Genomic DNA, 21,506 nt, shown 5'->3' on the forward strand with positions numbered 1-21,506 from the left:
TTTGGGCATTTTTCAATTAGATTCGTCTCAGCTTGTGAAAATTGCGCTCCCGGCGTCACAATGCCGCGCAGGCACAGTTTCATGGTTGCATGAAGCGCAGTTGACACGGCGGTAGCAAGCCCGCATCAACGCGCAGGTCACTGAGGGGAAGCATGCACCATGTCGGGCACTTCGGCGAGCGCCGTCATCGTTATTTCGAGCCATGTGATGCGCGGTTCGGTGGGCAATCGCGCCGCCGTCTTCGCGCTGGAGACGCTCGGTCATTCCGTCTGGGCTGTGCCGACCATCGTGTTGCCGTGGCATCCGGGGCACGGGCGCTCGACACGGCTAACGTTCGATGAGGCCGAGTTCGAAAAGGCGATGGACGACCTTATAGCGTCCCCCTGGATCGGCGAGGTCAAGGCGGTGCTGTCGGGCTATTTCGCCAACGCCGCCCAGGCCCGCTCGGTAGCGCGCCTGGTGACGGCGCTGAGGGAAAGGACCCCGGATCTCATTTATGCCTGCGACCCTGTCATCGGCGACCTTGGCGGCCTCTACGTCGCCGAAGAGACGGCAGAGGCGATCCGCGACCATCTCATTCCCCTCGCGTCGCTCGCTACCCCCAATCGCTACGAACTCGCATGGCTCTCGGGCGCGGCGCTGGAAGACAGCAACGCCATCATGGCGGCGGCGCTTGCACTCGGTCCGCCCCGGATGCTCGTGACCTCGGCGATCTCCATGATAGCGGGCGGTACCGGCAATCTTTATCTGAGCGGCCGTAGCGCCCTACTTGCCGAACATCGATCGGTCGACAATCCCCCGAACGGACTTGGCGACCTACTGTCTGCCGTCTTCCTGTCACGGCTTCTTGGCGGCCTCGAAGAGGAGCGGGCGCTACAGTTGGCGACGGCCAGCGTCTTCGAAGTCGTCGCGCGCGCGGTCAAGCGCGGCAGCGACGAGCTGACACTCGCAGCCGATGCCTCCAGTCTCTCGACCCCCATGGCGATGGTGCAGATGCGTCGCCTCCTGCATCCCGCGCAACGGCCGAAGAAATAGCGTGGCGGGCCGCAACGGTTCATTTTGCACTGCAACAGTTGAATTTGTCGCCGACAGGCTGTAATTCAAAGCCATGCAGCGTTTTCCAAACAATCTCCTGAACGGCTATCGCAATTTCATGAGTGGACGCTATGCCCACGAGCGCGATCGCTACCGCAATCTCGCCGAGGAAGGGCAGAATCCGACAACACTGGTTATCGCCTGCAGCGACTCGCGATCTGCGCCGGAAACGATCTTCGATGCCGGTCCTGGCGAACTCTTCGTCGTTCGCAACGTTGCCAATATGGTGCCTCCTTACGAGCCCGACGGTCATTTCCATGCGACATCAGCGGCGCTGGAATTCGCGGTGCGGGCTCTGAAGGTGAGCGATATCGTCGTCATGGGTCACGGTCGCTGCGGCGGCATCCGCGCAGCGCTCGACCCGAGCGCCGAGCCGTTGTCTCCGGGCGACTTCATCGGACGCTGGATGGCCCTGCTCAAGCCGGCCGCCGAGCAGATCCAGCTGAACGACGTCATGACGGCTGCCGAACGGCAGACGGCGCTCGAGCGGGTCTCGATCCGCAACTCGATCGACAATCTGCGCAGCTTCCCCGATATCCGTTCGCTCGAGGAAACGGGCAAATTGCAGCTGCACGGCGCCTGGTTCGACATTTCGACTGGCGAATTGTGGGTCATGGACGCCAAAACACGCGATTTCATCCGTCCGGAAGCGTAGTTCCAGACTTTATTTTGACTCCCTAGGCTAATCGCGTCGTGGCGGACGTGCGTTGGGCAAGATCCCATGAAAAACGCCGGCGCGTTGCACCGGCGTAAGTCTGGCTCCAAATATGGAGCGGCAAAACAATATCGTTATTTAATGCCGTCGATCCGGGCGCCGATATAGGCGATGGCCTCTTGATAGACGCTTGCGGCGTTCCAGCCGGCAATGGCGTTGAAGTTCGGTTCGCCGGGCTGATAGCCCTGACCGGGCTGCCAGCCGTGGCCGCGCAGGAAGTTGGCGGTCGAAGCCAGGGCATCGGCACGTGAGCCGACCAGGTCGATCCGGCCGCTGCCGTCGCCATCCACGCCGAAGTTCGCCACATTGCGCGGCAGGAATTGCGTCTGGCCGATTTCGCCATGGGCCGCGCCCCGGGCGGTTGGGTTCAGATAGCCTTTGCCGACAAGTTCCAGGGCGGCGTAGAGCTGATCGGTGAAATAGTCTGTGCGGCGGCAGTCATAGGCGAGCGTCGAAACGGCCGAAAGCGTGTGCTCCTGGCCCATGTAGCTGCCGAAGCCGGTCTCCATGCCCCAGATCGCGATAAGCGGGCCGGCCGGCACGCCGTAGCGGCGCTCGATGCTGGCAAAAAGTGCGGCGTTTGACTGCTTCATCGCCTTGCCGCGGGAAATGATGGTCTGGCCGCCGCGCTTTTTCATGAAGTCGTCGAACGACAGCTTGAAGCTCTTCTGACCTCGGTCGGCGCGGATGGTCGGCTGGTTGTAGTGCACATTCGCAAAAGCGCTATCGAGAACCGAAGGGCTGATGCCCCGGCCCGCTGCCTCCTGCTTGAAAGCAGTAAGCCACGTCGCAAAGCCCGCCGACCCGTTGCCGCATTGCGCGGCATTTGCCGAAAACGGCAAGGCAAACAGCAGGCCGCACGTCACGAGAGCCGCCAATCCAGACTTCTTCAAACGCATGATTATCCCCGATCCTCGTTCCCTGGCCGAGCGCTCTCGGCCAGCGATGTTTTTCCACGATTGTATTGCGGTGTTTTCGCAGGCTCTTTAACTATGCAACCGGCTAAAATAAGGCCGGCAAAAGCCCCGCGTCCCATTCCGGAACGCGAGGCTTGTAAGCTGTAATCGTTTATAAACCGTTTTTGCGGTTGCTGCCGGCCTATGCTGCCTGCTTGCGCGGCTTGATGAGGCCACGATTAATCAACAGCTCGGCGATCTGAATGGCATTCAGAGCCGCGCCCTTACGCAGGTTGTCTGAAACGACCCAAATGTTCAGTCCGTTCTCGACCGTCGCGTCCTCGCGTATCCGCGAGATATAGGTCGCGTCTTCGCCGGCCGATTCATAAGGGGTGATGTAGCCGCCGTCCTCGCGCTTGTCGATGACGAGGCAGCCCGGTGCCTCGCGCAGGATATCCCGGGCCTGGTCGGCGGTGATCTCGTTTTCAAACTCGATGTTGACCGATTCCGAATGGCCGATGAAGACCGGCACGCGCACGGCCGTGCAGGTGACCTTGATCTTGGGATCGAGCATCTTCTTGGTTTCGGCAAGCACCTTCCACTCTTCCTTGGTGTAGCCGTCCTCCATGAAGGTGTCGATGTGCGGGATGACGTTGAAGGCGATGCGCTTGGTGAACTTGTGCGATACGATCGGATCGGCGACAAAGACGGCGCGGGTCTGGTTGAACAGCTCGTCCATCCCGTCCTTGCCGGCGCCGGAAACCGACTGGTAAGTGGAGACGACGACGCGCTTGATCTTGGCGAAGTCATGCAGCGGCTTCAGGGCAACGACGAGCTGCGCGGTCGAGCAATTCGGGTTGGCGATGATATTGCGCCTGGTGAACAGCTCGATCGCATCCGGGTTTACTTCCGGCACGATCAGCGGCACGTCCTGGTCGTAGCGCCAGGCCGAGGAATTGTCGATAACGACACAGCCCTGCGCACCGATCTTCGGCGACCACTTCTTGGAAACGTCGCCGCCGGCCGACATCAGGCAGATATCGGTGTCGGAGAAATCATAGTTCTCGAGGTTTGCGACCTTCAGCGTCCTGTCGCCGTAGGAAACTTCTGTGCCCTGCGAGCGGGCGGAGGCGAGCGCCACGACCTCATCGGCGGGAAACCCACGCTCGGCCAGAATGTTGAGCATTTCGCGCCCGACGTTTCCGGTCGCTCCGGCAACTGCAACTTTGAAACCCATTTCTCAAGCTCTCTTTCTCTTCTCTCCTCTGTCGTGAGGGGGAACCGCCAGCCAAAACGGCGGGTTCCTGTCCCCGACCGAGCCGGGGAGAGAGCGGCAGGCCAGAGACGTCAGACGGTTTTCGTCGTCGTTTTGGCCTTGGTTTTGGAAGAAACCGGAAAACGAAAATCCCGCCCGGCCGCTGGTGCCAGGTGATCGTTCATGCTGATCGCGTCGAAACGAACCATGGGATGTAAATCCTTTTCCGCCGCCGGTAATAAGTGGTTTTGCGCGAGAGTCAAGGCGGGCAGTGGCAATCCCGCGCCCGCGCCACCTTCAGCGGTTGTCCCGGCGGGTAGCCTCGAAAAGGAACCAGGTCCGCCGCTCGGTCTCGTCGAGCCAAACCTCGAGAAGGCTTGCCGTGGCGATATCCTCGTGTTCCTCGCAGACGCCATGCATCGCGCGAAGCTCCGACCCCAGATGCAGATTGTCATCCCGCAGTTCGGCAAGCATGTCCTCCGGCTCGACGAACTCGGCATCGTTGTCCTCGATGCGCTGCTGGCGGGCGATGTGGCCGATCGATCTCAGCGTCGTGCCGCCAATCTTACGTGCCCGCTCGGCCATCGGGTCTGTCATGGCGAAGATCTGCTCGGCCTGTTCGTCAAGCAGCAGGTGGTAGTCGCGGAAATGCGCTCCGCTCATATGCCAGTGAAAATTCTTCGTCTTGAGATAAAGGGCAAAGACATCCGCCAGCAGCGCGCTGAGACCGGCCGAAACGTCGCGCGTCGCCTCCTCGCTGAGGTCGGTTCTGGTTCCGAGCTTCGATTTCGTGGTGGCTTTCATGGTGAAACACTCCCAGAGGACAGAGATGGAGAGAGGCGGGGATTGGGCAAACAACAGCTACCAACGCGCGGGGCCGCTTTCGGTTCCGTGCAAACTTTGGCGCGACATTCGCCGTGAACTGGGTGCGGCCGCCGCCGTATCGATCGTAAAGGACTGATTGCGTTAGACTAAAGTCATAAGTCCAAAGCATCGCAGCGGCGCCCAGTCGTTTCTGTCACACTCTCGAGAAGCGCGTCGCGTCGGTAGGCGGACCTGGGGGAAATTGGGTCGGGCGCGCTAGATCATTCTGTGGGAGGACAGACAATGGCAAATGCTACAACGGCGGGTCACACCAAAGCAGGCCCAATGACCAGCGAGGAGCGCAAGGTCATCTTCGCCTCGTCGCTCGGCACCGTTTTCGAATGGTACGACTTCTATCTCTATGGGTCGCTGGCGAGCTTCATCGGCGCGGCCTTCTTCACCCAATACCCTGAGACGACCCGCAACATCTTTGCCTTGCTTGCCTTTGCGGCAGGCTTTCTGGTTCGGCCGTTCGGGGCTCTGGTGTTCGGCCGTCTCGGCGATCTCGTGGGCCGCAAGTATACCTTCCTGATCACCATCGTGATCATGGGTCTTTCGACCTTCCTGGTCGGCCTGTTGCCCGGAGCCGCATCGCTCGGCATTCTCGCGCCGATCATTCTGGTCGCGCTACGCCTGCTGCAGGGCCTGGCGCTCGGCGGCGAGTATGGTGGTGCCGCGACCTATGTCGCGGAACATGCGCCGCATGGCCGCCGCGGCTATTTCACCTCGTGGATCCAGACGACGGCGACGCTCGGGCTATTCCTGTCGCTCATCGTCATTCTCCTGGTCCAATATCTGATGGGTAAGGAAGCGTTCGCGGCCTGGGGCTGGCGCATTCCCTTCCTCGTCTCCTGCCTTCTCTTGGCCGTGTCCGTCTGGATCCGTCTCAAGATGAACGAATCGCCAGCATTCCAGCGCATGAAGGCCGAGGGCAAGGGTTCGAAGGCACCGCTGACGGAGGCTTTCGGCCAGTGGCGCAATGCCAAGATCGCCCTGCTTGCGCTGTTCGGCGCCACCATGGGCCAGGCAGTTGTCTGGTATTGCGGCCAGTTCTACGCCTTGTTCTTCCTGCAGAACGTGCTGAAAGTGGACGGCCAGGCTGCCAATATCATGGTTGCCGTCGCTCTCTTCATCGGCACCGGCTTCTTCGTCTTCTTCGGTGGTCTGTCGGACAAGATCGGCCGCAAGCCGATCCTGATGGCTGGCCTCCTGCTCGCAATGCTCACCTACTTCCCGTTGTTCAAGGCCATGACCTGGACGGCCAACCCGGCACTCGCTCAGGCGCAAGCGACGGTGCGAGCAACGGTGACGGCCGATCCGGCCGACTGCAAGTTCCAGTTCAACCCGACCGGCACCGCAAAATTCACCAGTTCCTGCGACATTGCCACCGCGTTCCTTACCAAGAACTCGGTGCCCTATGACGTCGTGCCCGGCCCCGTCGGCCAGCCCGCGACGGTCAAGATCGGCGACGAAACCGCGGCCAGCTATGATGCGGTTGCCGCGGGCGACAAGGCCAAGGGGCTGAATAGCGCCTTTGAGAAGAGTCTCAATATCGCCCTTCACGACGCTGGCTATCCGCTGGTGCGCGGTGCTGCCAAGGTGCCGGACGTCAAGCTCGATGCCTTCGTCGCCGCCAATCCGGAACTTGCGCTTAATGCCGACGCGGTGCGCGGCGGCGAGAAGGCGGTGGTACCGGTCGACAAGCTCGTCGCCGACAAGTTGATCACCAAGGACGATGCCGGTGCTCTAACGGAAATGCCTGTCTACACGGTCGCCAAGGCCGGCACCTTTACGATGGTTGCTGATCCGGCCAACGTGAACTGGATCGGCACGATCGCCATCCTCGTCGTGCTCGTCATTTACGTGACGATGGTCTACGGCCCGATCGCGGCGCTGCTGGTCGAACTCTTCCCGACCCGCATCCGCTACAGCGGCATGTCGCTGCCCTACCATATCGGCAACGGCTGGTTCGGCGGCCTGCTGCCGGCCATGGCGTTTGCGATGAGCGCCGCCAAGGGCAATATCTACTACGGCCTCTGGTATCCGATCGTCTTTGCCGGCATCACCTTTGTGATCGGGATGATCTTCCTGCCGGAGACCAAGGATCGCGATATCCACACGATGGATTGATGCGGGATCAACCGGGCGGGCAACGAAAGGAAACCGGCGCTCAGGGCGCCGGTTTCTTTTTTTGGGTATTTCACGAGATCGGCCGTTTCATTGCCGGCCAGCCGTCCTCGCCGATGCGGAAAAGCACGCCGTAGCGGGAATAGACCAGGGCGACCATGAACGAGAACCAACTCCCGAGAGCAAGACCGGCGACGACATCGCTCGGATAATGCGCGCCGACCATGACGCGGGTGGCGCCGAGCCATAGCGCTGAGGCGGCAAAGACAAAGCGATGGCGGGGGAAAAGAAACGCGAGCGCGGCAAAAAAGGCCCCGATCGTCGTGGCATGTCCCGAGGGAAAGCTCGCAAAGCTGGCGTGGCCGGAAAAAGGCGAGAAAGCAAAACTTCCAAGATCGTCGAAATGCTCTGGACGGGCGCGCCCGATCGCGCGTTTCAAGAGATTGGCCGCAATGCCGGAAAGCGCGATCGTAAGGAGCAGATAACCGCCGATCCGGCTTATCTGCACTGCCCGGCACCGGCAGCGCGCCGGCTGCGTGAGCCGCGCTCTCGCCCATCCCTCGAAGAGGAGGAAAGCGCTTACGGCGATGAGCCAGCCGGACTGCCCGACATCCGTGAGCATCCGTCCGAAGAAGTGGATCGACGGATCAAGACGACCGATCCCGGCGCCGAGAGGCACATCGAGGAGGAGCGCCGACAGCAGCACCATATTGCCCGTCATGAAAAGACAAACCTGCCAACGCAATGGCGCGCATCCGACTGCTCGTCGCCGCCGCTTGTCGAGAGATCGCAGGATCGCTTGCATGCCAGTCCCCCAGCCCGCGTTGATCGTGAGCGCTTGCCGAGCGATAGCAGTGCTGTGCTACGGTTTTTTTACAGGCGCGCCGGGGGGCTTCCTCGTCAGCCGCGAGATCAACGAAAAGCCGCCGCGCCGCTGCAGCGGAACGGCGGCTTTTTCAGCTTCGCGTGGGGTCAGGCGGAGAGTGCCTTGAATTCCGCAAGGATCGCGTCGCCCATTTCCGCCGTGCCGACCTGCCTGCTGCCCTCGGCCATGATGTCGCCGGTGCGGATGCCGCTGTCGAGAACATTGGCGATCGCCTTTTCAAGGGCGTCGGCTTCCGCGACCAGGTTGAAGGAGTAGCGCAGGCACATGGCGAAGGAGGCGATCATGGCGATCGGGTTGGCGATGCCCTTGCCGGCGATATCGGGAGCGGAGCCGTGCACCGGCTCATAGAGCGCTTTTCGCTTGCCTGTCTTGGCGTCCGGTGCACCGAGCGAGGCGGACGGCAGCATGCCGAGCGAGCCTGTCAGCATGGCGGCCACGTCGGAGAGCATGTCGCCGAACAGATTGTCGGTGACGATGACGTCGAACTGTTTCGGCGCGCGCACCAGCTGCATGCCGCCGGCATCAGCGAGCATGTGATCCAGCTGCACGTCGGAATATTTCGCCTTGTGCGTCGCCGTCACCACCTGGTTCCAGAGCACGCCGGACTTCATGACGTTACGCTTTTCCATCGAGCAGACGCGGTTGTTGCGGGTGCGCGCCAGTTCGAAGGCGACGCCGGAGATGCGCTCGATTTCGTAGGTGTCGTAGACCTGCGTGTCGATGCCGCGCTTCTGGCCGTTGCCGAGATCGATGATTTCCTTCGGTTCGCCGAAGTATACGCCGCCGGTGAGTTCGCGCACGATCAGGATGTCGAGGCCTTCGACGAGTTCGGGCTTCAGCGAGGAAGCGTTGGCAAGTGCCGGATAGCAGATGGCCGGGCGCAGGTTGGCGAAGAGTTCCATGTCCTTGCGCAGGCGAAGCAGACCGGCTTCCGGGCGCACTTCGTAGGGAACGCTATCCCACTTCGGGCCGCCGACGGCGCCGAAGAGCACCGCGTCCGCCGCCATCGCCTTGGCCATGTCGGCCTCGGAGATCGCCGCGCCGTGGGCGTCATAGGCCGAACCACCGACGAGGCCTTCGTCGGTGACGAAGCCTGCATTCTTCGACGCGTTCATAAAGGCGATGATCTTGCGGACCTCGCCCATGGCTTCGGGGCCGATGCCGTCGCCCGGCAGAAGGAAAAGATTGCGCACAGTCATGGGAAATCCCTTTGCTAGTCAGATGTCGGGCGCGTTCTTAGCGCAACTTCCATTCAAGTGAAATCATTTCGACGAAAGATTTGTGCGCCTCCACCGCCTGGATCAGACTGGATCGTAGCAAAGGCTCCACTGCGGGGACCAGAACCAGCAGCGTCTTTCATCGGCCTCCCTTCCCCAAACGAGGCTTCTGACCGCATCGGCGCCGGGGGAGCTCAGGGCTTGGCGCAATCGTTCGAGATCGCCGCGGTTGCCCGGCTGCGTTAGGCCCTCCCCTTGCACGAAAGCAACGGAACAGAGCCGCGAGGCGGAAAACCCCTCTTGGCGCCGCTCGAACATAAATGCCTCTCCGTGAGAAAATCTAGGAAACCCGTAATCCGCATCCGGCACGCCCAAGGGAAGAACCAACCGCGCGCCAGGGGCCAGGCGTTCGATCCATAGGGGCATCGGCGCGCTTCCCGCGAAACTGACATAGATGCGGTCGGTCGCCTCCTCGGGCCAGAGACCGGCATCGGCGGCCATGACCCTGATGTTCTGCCGGTCCGCGAGGCAGGTCCGTGCCTTATCCGCGAGCAGAGGATCGATTTCGATCGCCGCGACTTGGCCTTCCGGCCCGACGAGTTCTGAGAGGATGGCGCTGTAGTAGCCGGTCCCTGCACCGAGATGGACGATAGTTTGGCCCGGCTGCGGCGCGAGCGCGTGCATGAGACGGGCGTGAAGGGAGGGCGAGCCGTTGTTGACGCCGCGGGCAAGGGAAAGAGGGAATAGAACGTCCTGATAGACGCAGGCCGGATCACTGACCGGGGCGGAGCGGGAGCCACGGCCGGTATCGATCGGTCGCCAGGGCGGCGATCCCAGAAAATCCTCGCGGTGGACAGCCGCGAATGCCGCCTCCAGGCGGGCGTCGCCGCTCGCATTCGCCGACGCGACGATTTTTCGGGCATAGACTTGCCGAAGCGATTGCAGCTCTGCCTCGCGCACCGCGTTATCCCTTCCGATGAAAAGGATGCGGTAGGATGGCGCAGTTTTTTGCCTTTGATATGGCAACGGCAGGTGAGATTGGGACGCTAAGTCGCCCGCGGCCCAGACATTCCGGCGGGTCAGCGCGCCTTCAGCGCGGTCACTTCGATTTCGACCAGCATTTCGGGCCGGATCAGATCGCAGACGATCATCGTGGCGGCGGGGCGGATCTCGCGGAAGGCCTCTCCGAGGATGGGAAACACCCGGTCGGCGAAGGCGGCGTCGGTGATGTAGTAGTGATTGCGCACCACGTCGGCGAGTGAGAAACCGGCTTCCGCCAAGGCGCCCTCGATCGTTTTCAGGCAGTTGCGGGTCTGTGCCTCGACCGTTTCCGGCATGGTCATGCTGGCGTAGTCGTAGCCGGTGGTACCGGAGACGAAGCACCAGTCACCCTGGACCACCGCCCGAGAATAGCCCGCCGTACGTTCGAACGGCGAGCCGGATGAGATCAGTTTACGCGGCCCGGGCATGGCGATATCAGGCCCAGGGACGAGAGGCTGCGTTCGCCTTCTCGAAGCTGTCGATGGCAGTTGCCTTCTCCAGCGTCAGGCCGATGTCGTCGAGGCCGTTCAGCAGGCAGTGACGCTTGAACTCATCGAGGTCGAACTTGATCATACCGCCGTCCGGGCCGGTGATTTCCAGGTTCTCCAGATCGATCGTCAGGATGGCGTTGGAGCCGCGCGAGGCGTCGTCCATCAGCTTGTCGAGATCCTCGTGGCTGACAGCGATCGGCAGGATGCCGTTCTTGAAACAGTTGTTGTAGAAAATGTCGGCGAACGAGGTCGAGATGACGCAGCGGATACCGAAGTCGAGGAGCGCCCAGGGCGCATGCTCGCGCGACGAGCCGCAGCCGAAATTGTCGCCTGCGATGAGGATCTTGGCGTTCTGGTAGGCCGGTTTGTTGAGAACGAAATCCGGGTTGATCGTGCCGTCTTCATTGTAGCGCGCTTCGGCAAAGAGGCCCTTGCCGAGACCGGTGCGCTTGATGGTCTTCAGATAATCTTTGGGAATGATCATGTCGGTGTCGACATTGACGACCGGCAGAGGGGCTGCGACGCCCGTGAGCTTGGTGAATTTGTCCATGACCTGGCCTCCAATTTCGGCAGATGGGATATATGGATCAGCGTTTAGTGCAGTTTCCTGCCGAAATGAAGGAAAATTTGCAAGGCGAGCCAGCCGCAGCGGTGGCGGCGGCTGGTTCCGGTCGCGACTAGGATTTTTTTGCCGGGGAGTTGATCGCCCAGAGGACGCCGAACGGATCGCGAAGCTGGCCATAACGGTCGCCCCAGAACATCAGCTCGACCGGCATGACCACTTCCGCGCCAGCGGCGACGGCCCGCTCCCACCAGAAATCTATGTCGTCGACGACCAGTTGCAGGGAGAAGGATTGCGGCTTCGTCAGCGGATGGCCGTGCTCCGGATAGGCGTCGCTCAGCATGAGGGAACTGTTGTTCACGTAGAGGTGGACATGCATCGTACGCCCCTGCTCGTCGACCGGAACCCGGAAGGCTTCCTCGGCGCCAAACGCGCGCTTGTAGAATTCCGCGGCCTTCACCGCGCCATCGACCGTCAGATAGGGCAGAAGCCCGTTCTTGACGGGCGGCATCGCATTCCCTGCTTCTTGCGTCTCTGAAACCATCTTCGTTATCCTTCTTTCTCTTAAAGGGTAGCGAGCTCAGCCCGCTCTCCCATAGGACGCCGGAGATCAGCCCCAGCCGACAACGTCGGCCGGTTTTTTCGAAGGAACGAGATCAGAGGTCGATGATGGTGCCGCGGCCGTCGTTCCAGATACGCATGTTCTGTTGCGAATTGGCGCGGGCGCGCACCGGCTGCGGCTTCATCTTCAGCGATAGTGCACGGCCGACCATCAGCGCGGTCAGGATGCCGCCGACGGCGAGCGTGAGCGAGACGGTAAACAGCGCCAGTCCGGCAAAAACGGTGATGGCGGCAAGGGCGAAGAACAAAGAACGGACGTTTTGCATGGGTGTCACCTTTCTGGACGTAATGTCGTCCTTCGCCTCCTCCTCTTCAATGGCAGCGTGGCATTTTGGTGGATTTGGCCGGCCACGGGTACAGTCGGTCCCATTCCTAGGGAACGCGGACGCGGGTCTGTGGTGCAGGGCGAAAAGACGTCAGGAAAATGAGGCCATGCCTTGTTTTCTTGTCGTTCCGATACGCTAAGGCTTTGAATAGGCGTTCTGTTTTCTTCAGAGAAGTGATTTCGAATTCGAGAATAATAGTCTAGTCTCGCCCGTATGAGCAGACAGACCCCTCTCCGTTCCGCCCGCCTGCGTCGTTCAGTGTTGAGCGTCCCTGCGATCAATGGTCGCGCCCTTCAGAAGGTTCACGATCTTGATTGCGACGGGGTCATCTTCGACCTCGAGGATTCGGTCGCGCCTGAGAAGAAGGCCGAGGCACGCGAAAACCTCAAAGCCTTCTTTGCCGGCAAGCCTCTCGGCAAAGAGACGATCATCCGCGTCAACGCGCTGTCGACTCCCTTCGGCCGAGACGACCTCGATCTCGTGCTTCGACTCAACCCCGATGCGGTGCTTCTGCCGAAGGTCGATGAGCCGCAGGATGTCTTAGGCGTCAGCGACCGGCTGGCGGAGGCCGATGCGCCGGAGGAGCTGCGTATCTGGGCGATGATCGAGACCCCGCGCGGGGTGTTGAACGCGGCGGCGATCGCCGAAGCCGGCCGCACGCCTGGAAGTCGTCTCGACTGTTTCGTCGTCGGGCTTAACGACCTGCGGAAGGAAACCGGAGTTCTGCAGCAACCCGGCCGCGCCTATCTCGTGCCGTGGCTGATGCAGGTGGTACTTGCGGTCAGCGCCTACGGGCTCGACGCGGTCGATAGCGTCTTCAATGATTTCAAGGACCAGAAGGCTTTCGCCGACGAATGCCTGCAAGGCCGTGCCATGGGCTTCGACGGCAAGATGCTGATCCATCCGGCCCAGATCAAGGCAGCCAACCGTCATTTCGGGCCGGACGAGCAGGCTGTAATGGAGGCCGAGGCAATCATCGCAGCCTTCGAGGATCCGGCAGCGGCCGGTCTCAACGTCGTCAATATCGGCGGCCGAATGGTCGAGCGCCTGCATCTTGTCCAGGCGGAGGCGCTGGTCCATAAAGCGCGCCTGATCGCGAAACGCTCGATAGCGTCAGCCTGATTACGAAAGATTGCTGGATGAAACTCTACCGCTTCCTGACCGGTCCGGACGATGCTTCCTTCTGCCATAAGGTGACGGCCGCCTTGAACAAAGGCTGGTCGCTGTCGGGTTCCCCGACCTATGCCTTCAACGCGGCAACAGGCGCGATGCAATGCGGCCAGGCGGTGGTGAAGGAAGTCGAAGGGAAGGATTACGATCCGGAGATGAAGCTCTCCGAGCAATAGGAGAATTCCAGGAAAGCTTAGCGGTCCGTCGCTTCCTCGGCGCTTTCCTCGATCCGCTCCATATCCTCGTCGCTCAGGCCGAAATGATGGCCGATCTCATGGATGAGGACGTGCGTGATGATGTCGCCGAGCGTTTCTTCGTTTTCCGCCCAGTAGTCGATGATCGGGCGGCGATAGAGCCGGATGCGGTTCGGCATTTCGCCGGTTTCGAGGGTAAAGCGCTCCGAGATGCCACGGCCTTCGAAAAGCCCGAGCAGATCGAAGGGCGTTTCCAGCGCCATGTCTTCGAACACGTCGTCGTCGGGGAAATCCTCGATCTCGATGATGAGGTTGCCGGTCAGCGCCCGGAATTCTTCCGGCAAATGGCTATAGGCCTCCGCGGCCAGAGATTCGAATGCGCTGAGCGTGGGGGCGTGGCGGTCCCGCCAATCCTCGCTCTGATCAATGCGGGCCATAAATGCTTCCTTCCTTTCCGCCCATATAGAACCTTTGATGGGGTTTTTCGAGAGCGGAATCAGTCAAAGGAATAAATTCATAGAATTGGTTGTTGACTCTTCTCTCAAGCTCTGGAATCCATAAGAACATAACAAGAACATTAAATCAGGAGCACCGTCATGGCCGAGAAAGCCGTGGCGCGGGAGACGCTTTTTGCCCTGCGCGAGACCATTGCCCGTCTGGAAGGCAAGCCGGTTCCGGCCTTGGCTGCTGCCGCTCATGAGGCCTTTGCGGTTGGCGGCGAGACGGCGGCGCAAAAGGCGCGCGGCTTTTCGCGAGATGAGCCGCCGCCTCTTTCTACCGGCATCGATGCCGTCGATGAGGCGCTGGAAGGCGGCTTGCGGCGCGATGCGCTGACCGAGATTCGATCGCAAAGCCTGCGCGATGCGGGTGCCGCGAGCGGTTTCGCGCTGGCTTTGACCGCATGCATTCAAGCCGAGGAAGATGCCGGGCCGGCTCTTTGGATCGGCGACACCGTAGCGGGCTTGGAGGCGGGTCTTCCCTATGCGATCGGGCTCAGGGATTTCGGCATCGATCCGCAACGGTTCCTGCTGGCTGCACCGCGCAAGCTGGAGGAAGCGCTATGGCTTGCGGAGACCGCGCTTTCAAGCGCCGTGTTTGCGACAATCATTTTGGAAGTGCGGGGCAACCCGGCTCGTTTCGGGCTGACCGAGAGCCGACGGCTGGCGCTCAGAGCCAAGGCGGCGGGGCGGCCGCTGTTTCTTCTGCGCCAGGCGGGAGAAGAGGAGGCGAGCAGCGCCTATCACCGCCTATGCATCGAACCCGCGCCGGCTCCGGCGCGGATTTTGCTGGATGGACCCCTGCTTGGCGGCAGCATCGGCAATCCGGCCTTCCGTGTCGTTCTGGAAAAGAGCCGCAATCCGGCTCCCCTGTCTTTCGTTCTGGAGTGGAATGCCCATGGCCGCCGTTTCCTTACCGCTTCTGACCGGCAACAGCCTGCCCTTCCCGGGGCAAGGGCAGCGCGTCCTGGCGTTGGCCTTCCCGCATTTGCCGACCGACCGGGTCGCCCGCAAGAGATGGGGTCCCTCCTGGCGTTCGGCACGCACCGCCGGCACGCTTAAGACGCCGCCTCTGGTGAGCGCCGGCCGCTCGAGCAATACCATGCGGCTGACGGCGCTTGACGAGAGGGCAGAGGCGCTGGGGCTGAAACGGGGCCAGGGCGTGGCGGAAGCGCGCGCCATCTGTCCCGCCCTCGACGTGCTGGAGGAGGACAAGGCCGCCGACCGCCGGTTTCTGGAAACCGTCGCCGACTGGTGCGACCGCTATACGCCGCTGGTGGGGTTCGACGGCGATGACGGGCTGTTTCTCGATATCACCGGCTGCACTCATCTTTTTGGCGGCGAGGCAGCGTTGCTTGACGATATTCTGGCGCGCCTTTCCCGGATGGGCATGGATGTGCGGGGTGCGATTACCTCCTCGCCCGGGCTGTCGTCTGCCGTTTGCCGCTTCGGCAGAGGCGGCGTCGTCGCCGACGAGGCGATGGAGACGGTTTTGGCGCCGCTGACGGTCGCAGCCTTGAGGCTCAAGGAAGAGACCGTGACGGCCCTGCACAAGCTCGGCCTCAAGCAGGTCGGCGATATCATGACGGCGGCGCGGGCGCCGCTTGCCCGCCGTTTCGGCGCGTTCCTCCTTCTGCGCCTCGACCAGGCGCTTGGCATCGATGAGGAGCCGGTTTCGCCGCGCCGGCCAGTGGCAAGCCTGTCGGCCGAACGACGGCTGGCCGAGCCGGTGGAAAGCGAGGAAGATATTCTTGCGCTGGCTGGCCAGATCGCGATCTCGCTGAAACCTTCGCTGGATGCACGCGGCGTCGGTGGACGCGCCTTCGAGCTCGTCCTCTTCCGCGTCGACGGGGCGGTCTTCCGGATAACGGCCGGCACCTCGCAGCCGCTCAAGGACCCGAAGCGGATCGCCGACCTCTTTTCCCGGCGCCTGCAGGCCGTTCACAACGATCTCGATGCCGGCTACGGCTTCGAAATCCTGCGGCTCAACGTCCTGCGGCACGAGCCTTTCGAGGGTATGCAGGCGAACTTTGACGGTGACCGCGAAGCCGAAACGTCCCTCGCCGCCTTCGTGGACGGCGTCTCGGCCCGGCTCGGGAAGGATTGTCTGCAGAGCTTCGATATCCGGGAAAGCCATGTGCCGGAGCGCGCGGCGGTCGCGGTTCCGGCGATTGAGGGGTTCGCGTCAGGCCGTGGGACCGGGCAAGACAGGATCCCGCCCCCTCGGGGCGAGCGCCCTTTGCGGCTTTTCGCCGTGCCGGAACGGGTGGAAACCCTGCTTGCCGAAGTGCCGGAAGGCCCGCCGCAGAGCTTTCGCTGGCGGCGCCTGCAGCATCGGGTATCGCGAAGCGAAGGCCCGGAACGCCTTGCCATGGAATGGTGGATCGACGGGGCGGAGGCCCCCACGCGCGACTATTTCCGCATCGAGGACGATGCCGGCCGCCGTCTCTGGATGTACCGCGAAGGGCTTTACGGCGAAGACCCGGCACCGCGCTGGTTCGTGCACGGCGTTTTCGCATGAGCGCGGCACCTCAATTTTTCGAGATTGGTACGAGGACAAATTTCTCCTTCCTGGAGGGAGCTTCGTCGCCCGAGGACATGGTGCTGCAGGCGGCGCTTGTCGGACTTGCCGGACTGGGGATCGCAGACCGCAATTCGGTCGCCGGCGTTGTCAGGGCGCATATGCAGGCCAAGGAGATCAGGAAGGCCTTCGATAAAGATGAGAGGCCTACGCTCCATCCCGTCCGTGTTCAGCCGGGCGCGCGGCTCGTCTTTTCCGATGGAACCCCGGATGTTCTCGCCTATCCACGGAACCGAAGGGGATGGGGGCATCTCTGCCGCTTGCTGAGCGCTGGAAACCTGCGAGCGGAAAAGGGCGCCTGCATCTTGAAGGAGGCGGATCTCATGGAATGGGGAGAGGAGATGATGCTCGCCCTTAGTCCCGATCCATACCTCGCCGACGACGCCTCCCGCGGCCAGGCGCTGGACGGCTGCCTGGAACGGTTGACCCAACGGTTCGGCAAGGCCGTCTATCTGGCCATGACGCCCGCCTATGACGGTCGCGACAGCCGGGTTTTCGCCCTTCTGGCGCAGCTTGCCACCCGCCATCGCGTGCCGTTGCTTGCCACCAACCAGCCGCTCTATCACGAGGCCGGGCGCCGCCCCCTATCGGACGTCGTGGTTTCGATTAGGGAACATGTGCCCATCGCCAGGGCGGGGTTTCTGCTCGCTCCCAATGCCGAGCGCCATCTGAAGGATGCGCGCGCGATGCGTCGGCTTTTTCGGAACTATCCGGATGCGATCGAAAACGCCGGAAAATTCTTCGCCAAGCTGTCCTTCACGCTCGACGCGCTGAAGCACAATTATCCTGCCGAGAACGACCCGGGCGAAACACCCTACGAGACCCTCGATCGCCTGACACGAACGGGAGCGGCGAAGCGCTATCCGGGCGGCGTTCCCGCGGCCGTCGCTGCGAAGATCGATTACGAACTCGATCTTATCCGGATGAAGCAATACGAATCCTACTTCCTGACGGTTCACAAGCTTGTCTGGCATGCCCGCTACGAGTTGGGCATTTTATGCCAGGGGCGTGGCTCGGCCGCCAATTCGGTCATCTGCTACTGTCTGGAAATTACCGAAGTGGATCCTCAGAAAAGCACGCTGCTTTTCGATCGTTTCATCTCCATGGATCGCGACGAACCACCCGACATCGACGTCGATTTCGAGCATGAACGACGCGAGGAGGTCATCCAGCATATCTATGAGAAATACGGCAAGGAGCATGCCGGGCTGACGGCGGGCGTCATCACCTATCGCACCCGTTCCGCCGGCCGAGAGGTTTCCAAGGCCTTCGGACTCTCTGAGGACGTGCAGTCGGCGATCGGAAGTCTGGTATGGGGCTGGTCGGAAGACAAGCTGTCGGAACGCGATGCAAAGGCTGCCGGTCTTAATCTTGCGGATCCAGTGACCCGAAACGTCCTGAAGTATGCTTCCGCTCTGCTCGGCTTTCCCCGCCACCTCACGCAGCATGTCGGCGGCTTCGTCATCACCCGTGACAGGCTCGACGAAATCGTGCCGATCATGAAAACGGCGATGCCGGGCCGGTATATGATCGAGTGGGACAAGGACGACCTCGACAATGTCGGGCTCCTCAAGGTCGACGTGCTGGCGCTCGGCATGCTGACCTGTCTCAGAAGGGCCTTCGATCTCCTTCGCCTCCATTACAATGTAAAGAAATCCCTCGCCGATCTCGGCAACAGGGAGCATGGCGAGGAGGGTAAGCCGGTTTACGACATGATCTGCCGGGCCGACACGGTCGGGGTCTTTCAGATCGAAAGCCGGGCGCAGATGAGCATGCTGCCGCGCCTTCAGCCACGGAAATTCTATGATCTGGTGATCGAGGTGGCGATTGTGCGGCCGGGGCCGATCCAGGGCGACATGGTGCATCCCTATCTGAAGCGTCGGGAACTGCGAAAGCAGAACATCCCGATCGACTATCCAAGCGAGGAACTGAAGGCTGTCCTGGAACGAACACTCGGCGTTCCCCTGTTCCAGGAGCAGGCGATGCAGATTGCCATCACCGCCGCCGGCTTCGAACCGGCGGAGGCCGACCGGCTACGGCGGGCGATGGCGACGTTCAAGAGGACCGGCACCATCGGCAATTTCGAGAAGCGCTTCATCGAAGGAATGACCTCAAAAGGCTACGCGCTCGAATTTGCCCGGCAATGCTTCAACCAGATCAAGGGGTTCGGCGAATACGGCTTTCCGGAAAGCCATGCAGCCTCCTTTGCGCTGCTCGTCTACGCCTCCTCCTGGGTCAAGGCATACTATCCCGACGTCTTCTGTGCCGCGCTTCTCAATTCCCAGCCGATGGGTTTTTATGCGCCGGCACAGCTGGTGCGGGATGCGCGCGAGCATGGGGTCGAGGTCAGGCCGGTGGATATCAATTTTTCCGAATGGGACGCGACACTTGAAGAGACCGAATTCGACCATGCCGAGGTCCACCGGAGACATGCGGACTTATGCTGCGTCATCAAGACGGGGCGGGCCGTTCGCCTTGGCTTGCGGCAAATCAAGGGACTGTCGGAAGCCGCCGTGTGCGACAGGCTCGTCGCCAACAGGGCCGGCGGTTACAGTTCGGTGCGCGATCTCTGGCTGCGCTCGGGCTTGCAGAAGGCCGAGATCGAGCGGCTGGCCGATGCCGATGCCTTCCGTTCCATAGGGCTTGCGAGGCGCGAGGCGCTGTGGGCGGTGAAGGCGCTCGATGCCAGGAGCGCTGCGGAAAAGTTGCCTCTCTTCGAACGCGCCGATCGCGCCGATCTGCAAATCGAGCCCGAGGTCGCGCTGCCCGCCATGCTGCCCGGCGAGCAGGTGATCGAGGATTATCGCTACCTGTCCCTGTCGCTGAAGGCCCATCCAGTTTCATTCCTGCGCACCGAATTCTCGCAGCTGGGTATCACGTGCAACGGGGCGCTTGCCGACGTGCCGAGCGGCAGCCAGGTGACGGTCGCCGGCCTCGTGCTCGTGCGCCAACGTCCGGGATCGGCCAATGGCGTGATCTTCATGACGCTGGAGGACGAGACAGGCGTGGCCAATGCCATCATCTGGAAAAAGGCCTTCGAGCAATACCGCTCGATCGTGATGGGCGCTCGGCTCGTCAAGATCTTCGGCCAGCTGCAGAGCGAGAGCGGCGTCATCCATGTCATTGCCCGCCATATCGAGGACATGACCCCCGCCCTCGGCCTGCTGCAGGGTGAAGCCAGGCGGTTCGGCGCCAATGAGCGGGCCGACGAAGCGCTGCGGCCGACGATGGATCATCGTCAGAAAAAGCAGGTGCAGGCGGCCGAGCGCCTTGCGCGCAATCGCCAGGCAACGGAAACCGGCCAAAGCCAAGCGGCCGAAGCCGCAAACGTCATGCCGCGCGGGCGAAACTTCCATTGAGGACATAGCCCTTGCCTAAAGGACAATTGCGAGGAGTCGATTCTTTCTTGACAAACTTCGTCTTCTTTAGCATTAAACAGGATACATAAGGTCATGTTTGACGGACTGAACGATGCTGGTCTGCAGCTGCAATTACATCACCGATCACGAAATCCGGGAAGTCATCAACAACTTCCTCGATGAGGATTGCTGGCAGCTCATCGTTCCCGCCAAAGTCTATCATGCCATGGAGAAGCGCGGCCGGTGTTGCGGCTGTTTTCCGAATGTCGTCGACATCATCATCCAGACCACCGAGGACTATCACGCCCGCCGCCACTCGACGGAGGATGAAATATTTGATTTTATGTCCCGCTTGAGACAGTTCCACGAAGAGAACAGGAGAGCGGACATTGAAAGGCGACAAAAAAGTCATCGAGCGGCTTAACGAGGCGCTTTTCCTCGAACTCGGTGCAGTCAACCAATATTGGGTTCACTACCGCCTTCTTGAGGATTGGGGTTACACCAAGCTTGCTAAGAAGGAACGCGCCGAATCCATCGAAGAGATGCATCATGCCGACCGTCTGGTCGCCCGCATCATCTTCCTTGAAGGTCATCCCAACCTGCAGACGTTGGCCCCCCTGCGCATCGGTCAGAACGTCAAGGAAGTGCTGGAAGCGGATCTTGCCGGCGAATACGACGCCCGCACCGCCTACAAGGCCTCGCGCGACATCTGTCATGACGCCGGCGACTATGTTTCGATGAAGCTCTTCGAAGAGCTTCTGGCGGACGAGGAAGGTCATATCGACTTCCTCGAGACGCAGCTCGATCTATTGAAGTCGATCGGCGAAACGAAGTATGGCCAGCTCAACGCCGACTCCGCCGACAACGCCGAATAAAACGGCATGACGCCTTGGTAACAGAGGTGTCACTCGTTAAGGGATTTTCAGCGCCTCGGGATGTCGGCTCGACACGCGGGGCGCTGCGAATGGCAATCACCGAGGTGAAGCCCGCCGCCGTTCCGGCCTTATGGAGCCGGCAGCCGCACCTGCTTTAAAATTGCTCTTTCCCCACCTTCAGTCTTCCATCGCCGGCAGGTCGGCCAAATGGTGGAATTCCGCGACGACCGTCTCGTAGACCTGGCGCTTGAAGGCGACGATCAGGTTGGGAAGTTCCGGCATGGGCTTCCAGCCCCACGCATCGAATTCCGGCTCATGTCCGCCGGGCGGCGGGTTGATGGCGATCTCACTCTCGTCACCTTCGAAGCGGAATGCGAACCAGCGTTGCGTTTGGCCCCGATATTTGCCCTTCAGGCCGATACCGATGAGATGTGCGGGGAGATCGTAGTTGATCCAATCGCGCGCTTCGGCAAGCAGCGTGACGCTGCGCATGCCCGTCTCTTCGTAAAGCTCGCGATAAGCGGCTTCCAGCGGATCCTCGCCGCCGTCGATGCCGCCCTGCGGCATCTGCCAGAGATGCGGCGAACCGTCATACTCGGAATTGCCGATCGCCACTCGGTGGCCCGCCCAGACGAGGCCTTGCCGGTTCAACACCATGATGCCGACACAGCGGCGATAGGGCAGATCCTCTGCCTTTACAGGTGATGGGCTCTTGCTCATGGCTACCTCTTGAT

The 21,506-nt window shown here is 61.5% G+C and carries 22 protein-coding genes; 10 read left to right on the forward strand and 12 right to left on the reverse strand.

Going from position 1 to position 21,506, the window contains the following annotated elements; genetic code table 11:
* Nucleotides 1–159: 159 nt before the first annotated feature.
* A complete protein-coding gene (gene pdxY, locus AB4048_RS05860) occupies nucleotides 160–1,035 on the forward strand; it encodes a pyridoxal kinase PdxY (RefSeq protein ID WP_442200982.1) in 876 nt (291 codons plus the stop codon).
* 73 nt (nucleotides 1,036–1,108) lie between these two features.
* The gene (locus AB4048_RS05865) at nucleotides 1,109–1,750 is read left to right on the forward strand and encodes a carbonic anhydrase (protein ID WP_442200983.1); all 642 of its coding nucleotides are present in this window, start codon (nucleotides 1,109–1,111) and stop codon (nucleotides 1,748–1,750) included.
* 134 nt (nucleotides 1,751–1,884) lie between these two features.
* Here the strand turns inward: AB4048_RS05865 and AB4048_RS05870 are convergent, their stop codons facing one another.
* The 3 genes from AB4048_RS05870 to AB4048_RS05880 all read right to left on the reverse strand — a co-directional run bounded on the left by AB4048_RS05870 (nucleotide 1,885) and on the right by AB4048_RS05880 (nucleotide 4,765).
* A complete protein-coding gene (locus AB4048_RS05870; protein ID WP_442200984.1) occupies nucleotides 1,885–2,709 on the reverse strand; it encodes a lytic murein transglycosylase in 825 nt (274 codons plus the stop codon).
* A gap of 199 nt (nucleotides 2,710–2,908) precedes the next feature.
* Nucleotides 2,909–3,943, reverse strand: coding sequence for an aspartate-semialdehyde dehydrogenase (locus AB4048_RS05875; protein WP_442200985.1), 1,035 nt, complete (start codon nucleotides 3,941–3,943; stop codon nucleotides 2,909–2,911).
* A gap of 315 nt (nucleotides 3,944–4,258) precedes the next feature.
* A complete protein-coding gene (locus tag AB4048_RS05880) occupies nucleotides 4,259–4,765 on the reverse strand; it encodes a Dps family protein (RefSeq protein ID WP_442200986.1) in 507 nt (168 codons plus the stop codon).
* Between the two features lie 303 nt (nucleotides 4,766–5,068).
* Here AB4048_RS05880 and AB4048_RS05885 point away from each other — a divergent pair, with 303 nt between their 5' ends.
* The gene (locus tag AB4048_RS05885) at nucleotides 5,069–6,955 is read left to right on the forward strand and encodes an MFS transporter (RefSeq protein WP_442200987.1); all 1,887 of its coding nucleotides are present in this window, start codon (nucleotides 5,069–5,071) and stop codon (nucleotides 6,953–6,955) included.
* Nucleotides 6,956–7,025: 70 nt separating this feature from the next.
* Here the strand turns inward: AB4048_RS05885 and lpxE are convergent, their stop codons facing one another.
* The 7 genes from lpxE to AB4048_RS05920 form a co-directional block, all read right to left on the reverse strand.
* Nucleotides 7,026–7,757 (reverse strand): lipid A 1-phosphatase LpxE, encoded by a 732-nt coding sequence (lpxE, locus tag AB4048_RS05890; protein WP_442200988.1) that lies wholly within the window; start codon nucleotides 7,755–7,757, stop codon nucleotides 7,026–7,028.
* Between the two features lie 167 nt (nucleotides 7,758–7,924).
* Nucleotides 7,925–9,037 carry a 3-isopropylmalate dehydrogenase gene (gene leuB, locus AB4048_RS05895; RefSeq protein ID WP_442200989.1) on the reverse strand — a complete coding sequence of 371 codons (1,113 nt, stop codon included), beginning with the start codon at nucleotides 9,035–9,037 and terminating at the stop codon, nucleotides 7,925–7,927.
* 102 nt (nucleotides 9,038–9,139) lie between these two features.
* Nucleotides 9,140–10,015, reverse strand: coding sequence for a protein-L-isoaspartate O-methyltransferase family protein (locus AB4048_RS05900; RefSeq protein WP_442200990.1), 876 nt, complete (start codon nucleotides 10,013–10,015; stop codon nucleotides 9,140–9,142).
* Nucleotides 10,016–10,134: 119 nt separating this feature from the next.
* Entirely contained in the window at nucleotides 10,135–10,524 is a 390-nt protein-coding gene (locus tag AB4048_RS05905; RefSeq protein ID WP_442200991.1) for a RidA family protein, read from the reverse strand.
* Nucleotides 10,525–10,531: 7 nt separating this feature from the next.
* On the reverse strand, nucleotides 10,532–11,137 hold the full coding sequence (gene leuD, locus AB4048_RS05910; protein ID WP_442200992.1) for a 3-isopropylmalate dehydratase small subunit: 606 nt from the start codon (nucleotides 11,135–11,137) through the stop codon (nucleotides 10,532–10,534).
* 127 nt (nucleotides 11,138–11,264) lie between these two features.
* A complete protein-coding gene (locus tag AB4048_RS05915) occupies nucleotides 11,265–11,693 on the reverse strand; it encodes a VOC family protein (RefSeq protein ID WP_442200993.1) in 429 nt (142 codons plus the stop codon).
* Nucleotides 11,694–11,805: 112 nt separating this feature from the next.
* Nucleotides 11,806–12,036: a hypothetical protein gene (locus AB4048_RS05920; protein WP_442200994.1), complete on the reverse strand. Its 231-nt coding sequence runs from the start codon at nucleotides 12,034–12,036 to the stop codon at nucleotides 11,806–11,808.
* A 273-nt stretch (nucleotides 12,037–12,309) separates the two neighbouring features.
* Here AB4048_RS05920 and AB4048_RS05925 point away from each other — a divergent pair, with 273 nt between their 5' ends.
* Nucleotides 12,310–13,218, forward strand: a complete 909-nt coding sequence (locus AB4048_RS05925) for an HpcH/HpaI aldolase/citrate lyase family protein (protein ID WP_442200995.1) — start codon at nucleotides 12,310–12,312, stop codon at nucleotides 13,216–13,218.
* A gap of 17 nt (nucleotides 13,219–13,235) precedes the next feature.
* A complete protein-coding gene (locus AB4048_RS05930; RefSeq protein ID WP_442200996.1) occupies nucleotides 13,236–13,442 on the forward strand; it encodes a DUF1737 domain-containing protein in 207 nt (68 codons plus the stop codon).
* Between the two features lie 17 nt (nucleotides 13,443–13,459).
* On the opposite strand, the gene AB4048_RS05935 is transcribed toward AB4048_RS05930, so the two are convergent.
* Nucleotides 13,460–13,897, reverse strand: coding sequence for a metallopeptidase family protein (locus AB4048_RS05935; RefSeq protein ID WP_442200997.1), 438 nt, complete (start codon nucleotides 13,895–13,897; stop codon nucleotides 13,460–13,462).
* 159 nt (nucleotides 13,898–14,056) lie between these two features.
* Here AB4048_RS05935 and AB4048_RS05940 point away from each other — a divergent pair, with 159 nt between their 5' ends.
* From AB4048_RS05940 to bfr, 5 genes are all read left to right on the forward strand, one after another.
* Complete coding sequence (locus AB4048_RS05940) at nucleotides 14,057–15,019, forward strand: ImuA family protein (RefSeq protein WP_442200998.1); 963 nt, start codon at nucleotides 14,057–14,059, stop codon at nucleotides 15,017–15,019.
* Between the two features lie 40 nt (nucleotides 15,020–15,059).
* Nucleotides 15,060–16,478, forward strand: coding sequence for a Y-family DNA polymerase (locus AB4048_RS05945; protein ID WP_442201091.1), 1,419 nt, complete (start codon nucleotides 15,060–15,062; stop codon nucleotides 16,476–16,478).
* Nucleotides 16,475–19,897 carry an error-prone DNA polymerase gene (locus tag AB4048_RS05950; protein ID WP_442200999.1) on the forward strand — a complete coding sequence of 1,141 codons (3,423 nt, stop codon included), beginning with the start codon at nucleotides 16,475–16,477 and terminating at the stop codon, nucleotides 19,895–19,897. The genes AB4048_RS05945 and AB4048_RS05950 overlap by 4 nt, the downstream gene beginning before the upstream one ends.
* Nucleotides 19,898–20,009: 112 nt before the next feature.
* Nucleotides 20,010–20,321: a (2Fe-2S)-binding protein gene (locus tag AB4048_RS05955; RefSeq protein WP_442201000.1), complete on the forward strand. Its 312-nt coding sequence runs from the start codon at nucleotides 20,010–20,012 to the stop codon at nucleotides 20,319–20,321.
* Entirely contained in the window at nucleotides 20,287–20,772 is a 486-nt protein-coding gene (bfr, locus tag AB4048_RS05960) for a bacterioferritin (protein WP_442201001.1), read from the forward strand. The genes AB4048_RS05955 and bfr overlap by 35 nt, the downstream gene beginning before the upstream one ends.
* A gap of 177 nt (nucleotides 20,773–20,949) precedes the next feature.
* Here bfr and AB4048_RS05965 read toward each other — a convergent pair whose 3' ends face one another.
* Entirely contained in the window at nucleotides 20,950–21,492 is a 543-nt protein-coding gene (locus tag AB4048_RS05965; protein WP_442201002.1) for an RNA pyrophosphohydrolase, read from the reverse strand.
* Nucleotides 21,493–21,506 lie beyond the last annotated feature (14 nt).

This window comes from Rhizobium sp. RAF56, assembly GCF_052113965.1.
Taxonomy (GTDB): domain Bacteria; phylum Pseudomonadota; class Alphaproteobacteria; order Rhizobiales; family Rhizobiaceae; genus Rhizobium.